The sequence below is a fragment of the Arthrobacter sp. KNU-44 genome, assembly GCF_051843155.1.
Classification (GTDB): domain Bacteria; phylum Actinomycetota; class Actinomycetes; order Actinomycetales; family Micrococcaceae; genus Arthrobacter.
In genome coordinates, this window is record NZ_JBPXNG010000001.1 from 124226 (window position 1) to 137679 (window position 13454).

Genomic DNA, 13454 nt, shown 5'->3' on the forward strand with positions numbered 1-13454 from the left:
CTGACGAGCGTTCTGTACGCCCTAATCCTTTGTGGGAGGAGTGGCTCGAGAACGCCTCCCCGGGATTGACCGGCAACATAGTCCTCTTTGCCGGGGCCGGGCAGGACGCGGCCGTCCTGGCGAAGGTGCCGGCGGGGGAGGGCAGGTCGGACAGGTACCAGGCGCGAGGCATGTCGGCCCCGCTTCTCACGGCAGGGGTTGTTCCCTATCCCTGCGGCAAGCAAGTGGTCCTGGGTAGGGATGCGCTAAGGGCGTTGGCGGACACCGTGGCCCCGGGGGGCCTTCTGCTGGTCATCGCCCCTCAACCTGGCAACACCGGCATAGTGGAGGACAGCATCGTTTCGCAGGATCTGCAGGATCTGCAGGATCTCAATCGGATGGGATTTACCCCTGTCAGCTATGAGGATCTCGACAGTCCCGGAGGACGCGGAACCGGTCCCCGTTGGATGAGGGTGCTCTACCGGCGGGACCCCGGAGAGGACGCCCAATGAGTCCGTCGGAATCAATGTCTGCCAACCCACCCCTGCCGCATAATAAAGTCATGACTGACCGTCGCGGGAATCCGGGGCTGGATCCCTCTATCGCCCTCGCCGTTCTGGAAAACGCGGCCGACGGGGTAGTGGTCTGCGATGACCAGATGCGCTACATCTGTGCACCGAATCTGGTGACTTCGTCCTGAGTCTCTCCAGGATGCTGGACTCGTCGTTGCCCTTACCCGCCAGGCAGCAGCCCTATCCGCCCGTAGCGGGATCCGCATCAATGTCAACGGTCCCGGCGAACGGCTGCCGCTGGACTCATTCGCCGAAGAAAACGCTTATCGGGCCGTCATGGAAGCGCTCAACAATGCGGTCAAGCACTCGCAAGCCCAAGCCATTGATATCACGGTGACCGACCTGCAGGACACGGTTGTCATCACCGTCGCGGACAACGGAAGGGGCTTTGACCCCTCGGTGCTGCGCCCCGGTCATCTGGGCATGGAAACCATGCACGAGAGGGCCGATGTAATCGAGGCGTACTTCGAACTCCATACCGCTGCCGGGGAAGGCACCACAATTCAGCTAAGCATCCCCGCCAGCATAGGCATCCCGAAGCAGAAAAAAATGAACAAGGAGGCCGGGGTTATCAAGGTATTCATCGTCGATGACCACGCTGTCGTGCGACGCGGGCTGGCCGCGTACCTGTCAGGTGAGGACGGCATCGACGTAATTGGCCAAGCCGAGAACGGCCGGCGAACACTAGGCAAGTTGGTTGCTTCCTTTAAAAAGAATTCCGTTGTCGTGCTGAACCTCGTTCAAGGAGTGACCAAGATATCCGTGGCGGACATCGATGACCCCGCAGCCTAAGCCGAGTTGCGGGGGCCTAATTGGCACCCCCACAATCTGGTGGGGGCGCCCGGTACCGGAGACGCCAGCCGTGGGCCTGGTTGGCCGCCACCGTCCTACAGCGTGGAGTGGATCCCTGAAATGACCGAACGAAATTCCAGCGACAAGGCCCTGCACGAAGCACTCGCGCTGGTCACGGCGACTCTCGAGTCCACCGCCGACGGGATCCTGGTGGTGACCGCTGACGGAAGGATCACCGGATCCAACGAACGGTTCGCGACCATGTGGGGCATCCCGGCGGATCTGCTGGCCTCCGGTGATGACGGGAAAGTCGTGGGCTTCGTCCTGGACCAGCTCACGGACCCGGAAGCGTTCGTGGCAAAAGTCCAAGACCTTTACGCTGATCCAGGGGCCGCGAGCCTGGATCTGTTGCATTTCCGCGACGGCCGGACGTTTGAACGGTACTCCAGGCCCCAGCGGGTCGCCGAGACCATTGTCGGGCGGGTGTGGAGCTTCCGAGACATCACCGCCCGGATGCAGGCCCTGGCGGATCTGGCCCGTCATGCCGAAGAGCTTAAGCGTCTTGCTTTCCGGGATCACCTTACGGGGCTCGCCAACCGTGCCTTGTTCCGTGACCGGCTTGAAGACGCTTTGACTACCGTGGACCGGGCGGGGATCCATGTGCTGCTCTTGGACCTGGATGATTTCAAGGAAGTCAATGACATTCTGGGCCATCAGGCCGGGGACGAAATGCTCATCGAGGTCGGTCGTCGGCTGCGCAGGTGCGTGGGGCCGGCCGATACCGTAGCCCGGCTCGGCGGGGACGAATTCGTCATCCTCCTGACCCACACGGCCGACCCCGCCGCCGTGGCCGCCGGTGTCGTGGCCGCATTGAATGTCCCGTTCACCCTGCTTGATCGTGAACTCCACCCCGGGGTCAGCCTCGGCCTTACCAGCACCGACGCCGTGCTGGATGCCACCGACCTACTGCGGCGGGCCGACATTGCCATGTATGCGGCGAAGTCGGCCGGAAAGAACCGTTACCTTCAATTTGTCCCGGAGATGATGAGTGCCCTGCTGGCCCGCAATGATTTGGAAACCGGTCTCCGGACCGCGGTCAAACGGGGAGAGATCGCCGTGCATTACCAGCCCGTCGTCAGTGCGGCCAGGGCCACGGTCACCCAAATCGAGGCGCTCGTCCGCTGGGAACGGCCCGGCGGGCTCGTCCCGCCATCGGACTTCATCCCGGCTGCGGAGAGCACCGGGCTGATAAACGCGATCGGCCAGGAAGTCCTGACCCGGTCCTGCACACAGCTGCGGTCGTGGCTCAAGCAAGACCCGGAACACTGCGTCGCCGTGAACGTCTCGGCGGTGCAGCTGCGGGAGCCAGGCTACGCCCGCACCGTCTTGGAAACCCTGACCGCCTCAGGAATCAGAGGGGACCAGCTGATCCTGGAAGTCACCGAAAGCGTTTTTCTGGACCCGGTATCGCACGTCACCGCGCAACTTTCGCTGCTGCGCGACCGTGGCATCCGGGTCGCATTGGATGACTTCGGGACCGGTTACTCCTCCCTCGGCCGCCTCCAGGACCTTCCCGTGGACATCCTCAAAATCGACCGGTCCTTCGTCTCGGGCATCATCACAGGGGAGGAGACCCTGCCCATCCTCGCCTCCATTACCACCATGGCCCACAACCTGGGACTCCTCATCACCGGGGAAGGCGTGGAAACCCCCGAACAGGCCCTCCACCTGCTCCGCCTCGGCTGCGACTCCCTCCAGGGCTACTTCTTCTCACCGCCCGTGGCTGCCGAAGGACTTCCTGCCGCCGAGCACCACGCCGAACAACGCATCAAAGAATTCGCTCGGGACACTCCGGGAGTGTCTGAATAACTGCGGATTCGCGGCTGAACTGTCACGCCGGGCTAAGCCGGGCGGTCAGAACCGCTCATGAGACACTGCCCATCTGGCCCAGGCCAAGGGGCGGGGGGATCTAGCTCGTTAGCTCGGACCCGCTGTTGAACCGGTTCTGACGAAGAACGTTCTGGAGACCACACTGGAAGCAGAGATGGACGAGCCCCTGGATCGGGAAAACATGATGTAGCCGGACCCGGAACGGCACCCAGATGAAAACTATCCTGTCCGAGACCGGATCGGCCGGGATCGACGTTCCGCGAGAGTCGGGCTCGTCCGTTCAACGCCGAGATCGCATAGAAACGGCCGCAAATGGCCGTCAGATCGCAGCTTCGTTTTGGCGGTTTCAAGCCCCTGGCCAGGTCCGAAAGTGGAGCGGCTCGTTCACTGTCGCCGGAATCACATCGACCACAATGCCAAAGTCACCGACATGAAATGTTCGGCTTTTGGTAATCCCTGACTGGACAGCGGTGTCCGTCAGGGATTACCAAAGTTTGGCGCGGCTTCCTTGGCTAGATGAGTGAATTTTTACCGAAACCTTGCCAAGATCCCCGCATTACTGGTCGACAAAGTTATATGGGTCTGCCTGCTGGAATTTTCCTCATTCGCTCCTTTCCGTCTGAAGTGATTTGTTGAAATCGGACACCTCCCCCGGTTCCGGTTCGGAGACTTCGGCGTGAGTTCCATCCCCCATGGTTCCCCCGATACCTTGGTAGACGTGGGGTCTCCGAGCCTTGAGGATAAACGCGGTCACGATGCCGGCGATCAGGACGGTGGGGACAATACCGACCAGGATGGCGTTGACTTCTCCTGTCGTATTGGTCAGATTTCCGAGGTTCACAATCAGGGTTGTCAGAGCGACCGAAAGCAGCACAGTGGAGATCACGCCGAAGACAGCCGGAATGAGGGATCCGGGGGCCCGCTTCCGACGGACGAAAAAGGACACAACCGCGGCCGACATGAGTAGCTGAAGGAGGATGATACCGATGCCCCCAGGAGTATTGACCCAAACAAGAAACTGAAAGTAAGGATCCGCTCCTGCAACGGCGAATGCGACGATGAAGAAGATTGCCAGGATGCTTTGGAGCGAACCGGCCGCCGCGGGGGAGGAAAATTTCGGGTGAGCGGTTCCCAACCTCTTGGGGAGAAGGCTGTCGTTTGCGAGTGTGTAGGTGTATCGGTTGATGGCATTGTGGAACGCGATCTGGGAAGCGAATGCACTTGTGATAACGAGGACGTACATCACAGTTCCGGCCCAAGGCCCGACGTACATATCAATGGCCTGGAAAAAGAGCCCGGCAACATCTTTGCTTGCTTCCTGTTGCGCCGCCGCTTCTCCAAACGCCTGTATCGCAGCCCAAACGATGAAGCAGTAGAAGACAGCCATGAAGCCTACCGCCCAGTAGGTCGCGCGAGGAATGGTCCGATTTGGATTGCGGGCTTCACTGCGATACAGAGCCGTGGATTCAAAGCCCGCGAATGCACCAAGACCGATTGCGAGAACGGCACCCATCCCCGGAGAGAATACTGCGCCGGGGGAGAAGGATCCGGCGTGGAGACCGCTTGCGCCTCCCTGCGCCACTACCGCTATTGCCAAGAGGAGCAGGATTGCCGTTTCGGCGATGAGAAGTACTCCCAGCAGATTTGCTCCCAGTTCGATCCCGCGCCGTCCAATGAGCCACACAAGAAGGGCGGAGGCAACGCCAATAACAGGCCATGGGATATTGACACCAGTGAAGTTGATTATCGCAGCCTGGATTTGAGTGGCAAGTAGCCCATAGAAGCCGATCTGCAGTCCGTTGTAGGCCAGCAAGGCCAAGAATCCGGAGGCAAGACCGATCTTGCGGCCAAGACCGAGGGTGATGTAGGAGTAGAAAGCGCCTCCGCCACCTGTCTGCTTCACCATGGCGACAAAACCGACTGCAAAAACGGCGAAGACAATTCCGGCACCGAGATAGGCCACGGGTGCGCCGATTCCCCCAATAGCGATTGACAAGGGCGCGACTCCGGCCATGACCGTGAGTGGAGCAGCTGCTGCAATGACGAGGAAAGCAATACTTGTTGCACCTAGAGCCCCTTGTTTGAGGCCGACGGCAGATTGCCGGGTCTCGGGAAAGGCGGTTTTTTCGGTGGACATGGGCCACCCCTTTCAAAGGTCAACTTTCAATGGAATGGATCGATTACAGAAAAAGGACGATCGCGCGACTGGTGCAGAATCGATTCCGCACGGTCTAGAAGCTATGAGATGCGTCACATTCTGTCAAGCGTTCTGGCTGATAAATATGCGGTTCACGGGGCCAAACAGCACGAGAAGGTACCCAACGGTTCACTCTGTGCGAGTGATAGCCTCACCACATGGACAAACCGCGCGTACGCCTGATTGACGTCGCGGCACGTGCCGGTGTCTCCCGCACGGTCGCGTCCGTGGCCCTTCGGGGAAAAGGGCGTGTCTCAGATCAAACACGAGCAAAAGTGCAGCGGGTCGCTGCCGAATTGGGTTACATCGCCAACCCTGTTGCGCAAAATCTCCGCAGGCGGCAAACCGGAGCGATCGGCCTCTATCTGCCAGTGGAAGTTACTGGTCATGCCTACTACATGGATTTTGCGTTTGGAGTTGTTGACGCGGCGCAACGACGCGGAATCTCCGTGCTGCTCGTAACGCCAAAACGTAACAAGGAGCTTTACGGGAGCGACAGCGTCGATGGATATGTAATTATCGACGCCGTGGACGACGACCCTTTTGTCGAGGAATTACTCAAGGGTTCCACACCCGTCGTGAGCGGAGAACTATCCCCGTCATCCATGCCCCCGCCGGCTGGAGTGGTTGCTGTGGACCATATCGCGGCAACTATTGAGCTATTGGATCACCTCGTCGCTCAAGGATCGAAACGACCGGCCCTAATAGTGCCTCCACCAACCTCAGCCTGGGCCCGTCAGGTAAGAACGGCTTACGACGCTTGGTGCCGACAGCACGGGGTTGAACCGGACATCACCAACGCTCCCTTTGTAAGCACGGCCGATACAATCAAGGACGCAGCAGAGAGGGTCCTTTCGTCGGCAAATTATCCTGATGCCATAATTTGTGCGCCCGACGGAGCCTGCCTCGGTGTGCTCGCCATAGTGGTTCAGCACGGCCTAGTACCTGGCGAAGGGATCCTTATCGCCTCTTATGTCGATAGCGCTCCGATGAAGATGTTCACACCATCGATAACGGCCATTGATCTTCATCCGCGAGATCATGGAAGTAAGTGTGCCGAAATCCTCCTGTCAATTCTTGGTGGGGAAGGGCAAACGGCATTTGAACCACCGGTGGCCAGTTTCCAGGAAACGAATCTGCGCATCCGGGAGTCAACCACAGGCCGGTTACCCGTTGATACAAGAACGCGTCGCCCCATCTGAATACCCCGCGCTCAAGTCTGGTTGCAGGCCGGTTCCGGACTGTTGGTTGACGCGGAAAGCCTTCACCGGCGCGGAGCCCGAGGGAAGTGTTTCATGTGCAACTCAGCCCCAAGGTGCGCCCACGCTATGCTTCCAGGTCACCCGTTTGGTTCCGCACAGCCGATTGCTAAGGTTTCGGCGAGGTAGGCTGTGTTGCCGCCGACGACTGTTCGTATCACGCGGGTGGTGAGAAGGGATTCCGTGCCGTTTGTGAATGGGTTCGTATCGAGGACTGTGAAGTCGGCCAGGAGGCCGGTTTCCAGTCGTCCGAGATCGTTTTCCGCGCCGCAAGACCACGCGGCGTCGCGTGTTGCATGGGTGAGTGCGTCGTTGAGAGAGACCGCCAGTGCTGGAACGTTAGGGGGAAGAGATGAATCCAGGGCCGAGCGGCGGGTAGTGGCAACGTACATGTTAGCTAGGGCGGAGTATGGCGCGGTTGGCGCATCGGTGCCGAACGCCAACCGGGCTCCAGCCTCGGCGAACTCGGCCCAGGGATAGCCGCGCTCCACACGGTCGTCGCCCAGCATTGCGCGCCAGTTGTCTTGGATGGCGGGGTCGGAGTGAACGGGCTGCATCGAGGCAATGATGCCAAGCTGGGCTAGGCGCTGGACATTGTCGTTGCTGATGGTTTCGAGGTGTTCGATGCGGTGGCGGCGCGGACGCGCCCCGTTGCTCCGGTAGGCGTGCTCGAGCGCGGCCAGCGCGATGTCGGAGGCTTCGTCGCCGATGGCGTGAAGGGCGATCTGGAGTCCGGCGGCATCTGCCGCCGTCACGACGGGGATGAGGGCTTCAAGGTCCCACATTGGTTCCGCTGTCGAGCCATCGGCGTAGGGCTTCGCCATCGTGGCCGTGCAGTCGTCGATGACACCGTCAATGACGATCTTGATGCCAGCGATACGCAGCCATGGTGAGCATACGGACCTGCTAAGTTGTTCGGCGTCCTGTACCTGGCGCAGGTTTTCTTCAACGGAGTCGGTGCGATTCACGAACCAGTGCCCGACGACGCGAATCGGCAGAGTGTCCCCGCCCGCTACATATGCGCGCTGGAGCGCCTGCAGCTCGAGTTCGTCCACCGCAAGGTCTATGCCTCCGGTCACGCCGGAGGCCAGATACGAAGTGAAGGTTCGCTGCAGGGCCTCGTCCCGCTCGGCATCCGTGGTCACGCCGGCCAGGGTGTCGCGCGCGAAGCGGTCCGCCGCGGTCTCATGGAGCATGCCATTCGGCTCGCCCGTTCCAGTGTCTCTGCCGATCCTGCCCCCCATCGGATCGGGGGTCTCCTTCGTGATGCCCAATTCAGTAAGTGCCGCCGAGTTGACCCACATGGAGTGAAAGTCGTTGGCGTCAAGGTATACGGGGATGTCGGCGACAACCTTGTCGATCATCTCGCACGTCGGGGAACCTCCCGGTATCTGGTCATAGAGCCAGCCGCGCCCGAAAATTCGCTCCGCGTGTGGTGCTTGTTCTCGCTCCGATAAGATCCGCTGCTGAATTCCGGCCAGGTCCACGCAGTCGAGGAGATCTATTTTCTGAAGACCCTGACCCATCAACAGTAAGTGGGTATGGGCATCAATGAAACCCGGAAGTACAAAAGCGCCGCCCAAGTCGATCACCTCGGCATCCGTTCCGGCCATCCGTTCGGCTGTGGCCGCGTCGCCAACCCATGCAAGACGATCACCCTCTACGACTAAGGCCTCGGCGGTTCCTGTCTCTGAAGCGGTGAAGATGGTGGCATTGCGATAGAGGGTGCGAATATCGGCAGTGTTCTGGTTCTTGGTCATGTCATTCTCCTGTTACAGATCGGGCTTCAAAGGGGTCAGGGGGGTGAAAAGAACAGGGGTCCGGGAAGGAGCGATCCGGAACCGAGGGGCAAGTCTTGATCGTCAGCGGAATCGATTCTGCAGTTCGCAAGAGGTTAGCTGAGGCCATCAAGTATGTCTAGGGCCGTCCCAGCCGTGTACCGATAATCTGCATACGAATGGTTGTTTGCGCCGATTTATCCCAAAATATTGACAGATTAGCCCACTCTTGGCAGGATCTGTGCTTGTCGCGTTCTAGGGCGTCGACGTGGCCTCTCATCTTCCCCGCAGTGCATAGGAGACGAACTTGCTCAATCCCGCGAAGCGCTACACCGGGTATACCGCTTACGCTTACCTTGAAGCCGGTAAGGATTACCGCGCGTTTAAGTACGCGAAGCAAATAAATCGTGTGCCGGCTTATGGTGGGCTAGATCTCAGCACCTCGCAGTCCGAACGTACGAAGAGGCTGCTCGAAGAGGAAACGGTGATCTCGCTCCACGATCATGTTCAGGTCTTTCCGGACGACATGACGGAATTGCCCGGCTACATCCGTCAGGGTCGCGAGGCAACTGCCTACGCTGGCCTGTCCCGTTCAGGGTTGACCGCAGTTTTCGACAACGGGATGGACGGGGCCTGTTGTATCAGCAGCGAGGCCGGCTGGAAATACCAGGACGTGCTTTTCGACCTGGGTGTTCGTATGGCGGACTTGGCGCATCAGGATTTCGTCATCAAGGCCGAGTCTATAAAGGACATCGAGTACGCCGCATTGACTGGCCGTTTGGCTCACATCTTCGCACTCGAAGCTGCCACGATGATCGAGAATGAGGTGGATCGCCTGGATGTGCTCTATGGATTTGGAGTGCGACAGATGGGTATCGCTTACTCCGAGGCCAACATGCTCGGCGGTGGCTTAAAGGAACGCGGAGACGGAGGCCTCACCTATTTTGGGGAACGTGCGGTTGATCGTATGAACAAGCTCGGCATTGCGATCGACATCTCACACAGTGGAGACCGGACATCGCTGGACGTCATCAGGGCTTCAAAAGTTCCTGTCTTTATCACACACGCGGGAGCCCGTTCGGTCTGGCCGACCAAGCGTATGAAGACGGACGAGACGATTGTGGAATGCGCAACGCGAGGTGGTGTAATCGGAATCGAGGCGGCTCCGCACACCACGCTATCGCGAACACACCCGTGGCATTCGCTCGAGTCCGTTATGGATCACTTTACATATTGTGTAGATCTGGTCGGAATCGAACACGTCAGCTTCGGGCCAGACACCTTGTTTGGCGACCACGTGAGTCTGCACGACACCTTGTCATCAAATCTTTCGCTTGTGCAGACCAACGGCGATATAGACCACGACAAAATGGCCTACGTCGACGGTCTCGAAAATCCGGCCGAGGCTTTTTATAACATCATTGGTTGGCTTGTAAAATATGATTACTCGGATGACGAAATCCGGGCTGTCGTTGGCGGGAACACTCTCCGAGTGTTGAAGGAAGTTTGGGAATAATGACAATACATAGAGTCTTCGCCGCTGCCCCGGCTCAGTCCAGGCGTTCGGGAGAAAACGCCCCGAGATGACTCCTAATTCGAACGTCGCCAAACTTAGGCAGCCCAGGCCTCCGATGGGAATCGAGAATGAGGATCCCCGGTCAGCGACGGACAGAGGATCCAACCGGGAAATTCTCGGGAATTCTGACTGGCTCGGGGATCACGGATGAAGGCCCTCGACGAACTTGACGAGCTTGACCGTCGCATAATCGTCGCATTGCAACGCGACGGTCGAGCCAGTTGGACGGCCATCGCGGAGACCGTGAAGAGTTCCGTCGCCACAGTGGCACGTCGGGGACAGCAACTAATTGCCGACGGTATCGTTCGGGTTGCCATAGTGCCGGCTCAGGGCAGCACCGGACAGGCGGATTCCTTCCTGATTCGCATCCACTGCAAACCTGGGACTCAACTGACGGTATTACAGGCATTAGTTGCCCACGAAGACGTGCGCTTTGTAACTCTGGTTACGGGACCTTTCGACATTTTGGCCGAGCTGGTTGTTCGCGGTGGAGCAACTCACTACCCTCAGCTCATTCAACAGCTGCAGTCAATCGAGGGAATCGAACGATGGCGAGGCGATCTGGTCCTCCACGTCTACAAGGTCAGTCATGACTGGGGCCGCCAAGTCTTCGCCGATATGCGGGAACTACCGGAGCAGCAGCCCGACCCCCTTCTTCAAATTGACTCCGAACCTTGCAATCCGCAGCACTTCGATAGGGCAGATTGGGAGATTCTGACTGCTCTCCAGGATGACGGTCGGAGCACGTTCCAGACCGTGGCTGACAGTCTCGGAATGAATGAGAGCAGCGTACGTCGACGATTCGAGAAGCTGCGGACCAGTGGCTGCATCGAGATCTTCACTCTTGTGCCTGCTCCAGCACTCGGTTTGTGCGCAGAAACACTGCTTATTGTGAAAGTCGAACCTATACGTCTAAAGGCGGTCGCGCGCGAACTCTCCCAGTACCCGGCCGTGCGGTATGTGGCAGCGACGCTTGATGAAAATTCCTTGGTGTGCGAAGTCATTTCAGCGTCGACAGCAGATCTCTACGATTTCATCACCTCCACCCTGTCCGTGTTGGACGGCGTCCAATCGTGGAGTGCTGCAATGGAGCTGTTGTCCTCGAAACGGGGTTTCGTCGAGACGCCTTGGTGGCGAGCCCAGGTGGCCCTAAACGCGTAGGAAGCGGTGCAACCGGATCCCCTCAACCGGAACCGCTGAGTTGTGCTACGGCATGTTGGATTGCCGCTCCGAGGCCCTTGCGGAGTTCCGCCCCCGTGGTAGACGACCGTTGTAATGCGGAGGATCCGCTCACACCACGGCCGAGTCTGTTCGGAAGCGACCTTCGCAGCCGTCACCGGGGCAAGCCCCATTCCGGCAAGTTCGGGCAACACGAACAGGCACAGGCTCAACTGATACGAAGACCGGCAACTCAACCGCGGACTCGATGTCGTCGCCCAGACCGAAGCAATTCTAGACACTCTGGCAGAGTCATCTGCGACCGACTGGCGTTCTGCGCGCAGACGAACAACACCATTGGGTACATTGGAGGCGACCGGTCCTTGGACTTGGCCGCGGCGCGTTGAGATGGCGAACGCCGTCCCCGACCACACCCTCCCAGGCTCGGTCACCACGCGCCGTCCGTACTCTGTGTGGGCCAAGTCGCTGTCCTAAGCGGTGGTGCTAGTTCCGGGACAGTTGAATAGCCCGGCCGCAACCGATTAGGGGTCGTGGGCGTGGCGGCCGTCGGGCGCCTCGGCGACGACGGTTTGGGCGAGGGCCACGCGGGAGCGGCGGATGAAGCGGCCAGCTCGCCACGCGCCGTAGGAGGCCGGGGCGAGGACCGGGAGCCCGATGCTGAGAAGGAGCCAGGGGGCATAAAAAACATGAGAGGTCGCTGGCGCGGCACCCGCTTCGGAACTTAGTTGAACTTCTGCCTCCGCGTTCATGGCCAGGGATGTCTTGGGCGCGGTGGCGTGCAGGTCGACGCTGCTCCCGGGCAGCAGGCTCTCCGGGTGTCGAACTACACGGTAGTGTCCGTGATCGGCCAGCCGGTGAGATTCAAATCGGCGGTCGGGTGCAGGATGGTATTTCCCTTATTGTGCAGAGGCAGAGTGAATACAAGAGAGTCCTCTTTCTGCTCCCATGCCAGGTCCCCGTGGGCGAGGTTTTTGACGGCGGTCCCGGCAACGTTTAGGTAGATGCGGACGCCTTGGCGTTGGACCACGTCAATGCGGACCGCGGTGTCGCCGTTGTCGGTGGATGTCTTTCTCTGCACGGGCGGGCTTTGGATGATCAAGCCGTCGGCGTAATCCCCGGGCTGGGTGCCGGGCGGCATAGTGAGGCGGAAGGCAACTATGGTCTCCGAGTTGGCCGGGATGGTGAGGCGGTCGGCGTTCAGGTGCACCCAGGCGCCGATCCCTTTCTGCTCGTCGGTCCGGGAGGCGAGGGCGAAGCCGCCCTGGGGCGTGGTCTGACCGTCCACCGGATAGTTCAGGAGAGTCACCGGAGTCGGGCTGTGGTTGGCAACAACCGCTTCGGCGTCGACGGCAGCCCCCGGGTACAGGGAAATATGGAAGAAGTCTGATTCATGCGCCGGACGGATACCGACGGTGCCGTCGTCGACCGCGAAGGCCTGCCCTGAGGCCGCGAATATGGCCAGAAGCAGCAGGACCAGGGCGAGGATCATGCGTACGGGCTGGCGGCCGCGGGTAAGGAAAGATTGCACGGACAAGACAGGAATCCTTCAACCAAACGGCCTAGGCAGCAAAGCCCAGGACCGGGGGGCGGTTACGGCGGGGGGTGTCGCCGCGCCCCTGACCTGATCTTCCCGGAAACGGGCGCAGGACACGGGCACAGCAACGGTTGAGCGTTTGTCAGGCGATGGTGTAGGTGAGGGTGGAGATGTAGGCGTTCAGGGCGCCGCTGGAGCCGGTGGTGTAGTTGGAGCGGTAGGCGTTCGCCGGGATCGCCAGGCTGAAGGACGGCGTCACGTTGTACGTTCCTTTGTGCGGACCGGCAGAGAGATCAACGCCTGGGAGGACGTGTACATGACCAGAGGGTCCGCGGTGATGCCGGTGACTACGTCGGCGCCCGCGGCGGCGGTGACCGCACCGGGAGTGATGGTCAGGTTCGGGGCGCTGATCGTGCGGACAACGGTTTCGGTGGTGCCGGCGGCGCTGGTGAAGTCCGCGGCGCTGGCCGAAACGGTCCAGGCCGCGCCGGTGCCGCGGGCAGTGCCCGTGGACGTCTGCGTGCTGGTGCCGTTCAAGGTCACTGCGGACAATGTCGGAGCCGCGGTGGTCGCCGTCAGGCTCGCACCGGAAACCGTGGAGTTGAAAGTATCTGCCGAGGCCGGGCTAAGACCGGCCGCGAGGGAAATGCCGACAACGGCCGTGCACGAGCGGCGCGGCCGGCGGCGGTTTGAGTCTC

The 13454-nt window shown here is 60.2% G+C and carries 12 protein-coding genes; 7 read left to right on the forward strand and 5 right to left on the reverse strand.

From position 1 onward, the window contains the following. Window positions 1-65: 65 nt before the first annotated feature. From ACSVHC_RS00545 to ACSVHC_RS00560, 4 genes are all read left to right on the forward strand, one after another. Window positions 66-491, forward strand: a complete 426-nt coding sequence (locus ACSVHC_RS00545) for a hypothetical protein (RefSeq protein ID WP_439180317.1) — start codon at window positions 66-68, stop codon at window positions 489-491. A gap of 50 nt (window positions 492-541) precedes the next feature. Then, window positions 542-679, forward strand: coding sequence for a hypothetical protein (locus ACSVHC_RS00550; protein ID WP_439180318.1), 138 nt, complete (start codon window positions 542-544; stop codon window positions 677-679). Between the two features lie 109 nt (window positions 680-788). After that, window positions 789-1343 carry a helix-turn-helix transcriptional regulator gene (locus tag ACSVHC_RS00555; RefSeq protein ID WP_439180388.1) on the forward strand — a complete coding sequence of 185 codons (555 nt, stop codon included), beginning with the start codon at window positions 789-791 and terminating at the stop codon, window positions 1341-1343. A gap of 120 nt (window positions 1344-1463) precedes the next feature. Then, the gene (locus ACSVHC_RS00560; protein ID WP_439180319.1) at window positions 1464-3212 is read left to right on the forward strand and encodes a putative bifunctional diguanylate cyclase/phosphodiesterase; all 1749 of its coding nucleotides are present in this window, start codon (window positions 1464-1466) and stop codon (window positions 3210-3212) included. A 622-nt stretch (window positions 3213-3834) separates the two neighbouring features. Here the strand turns inward: ACSVHC_RS00560 and ACSVHC_RS00565 are convergent. After that, a complete protein-coding gene (locus tag ACSVHC_RS00565) occupies window positions 3835-5370 on the reverse strand; it encodes an APC family permease (RefSeq protein ID WP_439180321.1) in 1536 nt (511 codons plus the stop codon). A gap of 218 nt (window positions 5371-5588) precedes the next feature. On the opposite strand from ACSVHC_RS00565, the gene ACSVHC_RS00570 reads away from it, so the two are divergent. After that, window positions 5589-6632 carry a LacI family DNA-binding transcriptional regulator gene (locus ACSVHC_RS00570; RefSeq protein ID WP_439180322.1) on the forward strand — a complete coding sequence of 348 codons (1044 nt, stop codon included), beginning with the start codon at window positions 5589-5591 and terminating at the stop codon, window positions 6630-6632. A gap of 137 nt (window positions 6633-6769) precedes the next feature. Here the strand turns inward: ACSVHC_RS00570 and ACSVHC_RS00575 are convergent, their stop codons facing one another. Beyond that, window positions 6770-8449: an amidohydrolase gene (locus tag ACSVHC_RS00575; RefSeq protein ID WP_439180323.1), complete on the reverse strand. Its 1680-nt coding sequence runs from the start codon at window positions 8447-8449 to the stop codon at window positions 6770-6772. Window positions 8450-8774: 325 nt separating this feature from the next. Here ACSVHC_RS00575 and ACSVHC_RS00580 point away from each other — a divergent pair, with 325 nt between their 5' ends. Both ACSVHC_RS00580 and ACSVHC_RS00585 read left to right on the forward strand, forming a co-directional pair. Further along, a complete protein-coding gene (locus tag ACSVHC_RS00580; RefSeq protein WP_439180324.1) occupies window positions 8775-9983 on the forward strand; it encodes a dipeptidase in 1209 nt (402 codons plus the stop codon). Between the two features lie 207 nt (window positions 9984-10190). Continuing rightward, window positions 10191-11204, forward strand: coding sequence for an Lrp/AsnC family transcriptional regulator (locus ACSVHC_RS00585; RefSeq protein ID WP_439180325.1), 1014 nt, complete (start codon window positions 10191-10193; stop codon window positions 11202-11204). Between the two features lie 539 nt (window positions 11205-11743). On the opposite strand, the gene ACSVHC_RS00590 is transcribed toward ACSVHC_RS00585, so the two are convergent. The 3 genes from ACSVHC_RS00590 to ACSVHC_RS00600 form a co-directional block, all read right to left on the reverse strand. Then, window positions 11744-11971 carry a hypothetical protein gene (locus tag ACSVHC_RS00590; RefSeq protein WP_439180326.1) on the reverse strand — a complete coding sequence of 76 codons (228 nt, stop codon included), beginning with the start codon at window positions 11969-11971 and terminating at the stop codon, window positions 11744-11746. A 74-nt stretch (window positions 11972-12045) separates the two neighbouring features. Further along, window positions 12046-12756, reverse strand: coding sequence for a hypothetical protein (locus ACSVHC_RS00595; protein WP_439180327.1), 711 nt, complete (start codon window positions 12754-12756; stop codon window positions 12046-12048). A gap of 255 nt (window positions 12757-13011) precedes the next feature. Continuing rightward, on the reverse strand, window positions 13012-13299 hold the full coding sequence (locus tag ACSVHC_RS00600; protein ID WP_439180328.1) for a hypothetical protein: 288 nt from the start codon (window positions 13297-13299) through the stop codon (window positions 13012-13014). Window positions 13300-13454 lie beyond the last annotated feature (155 nt).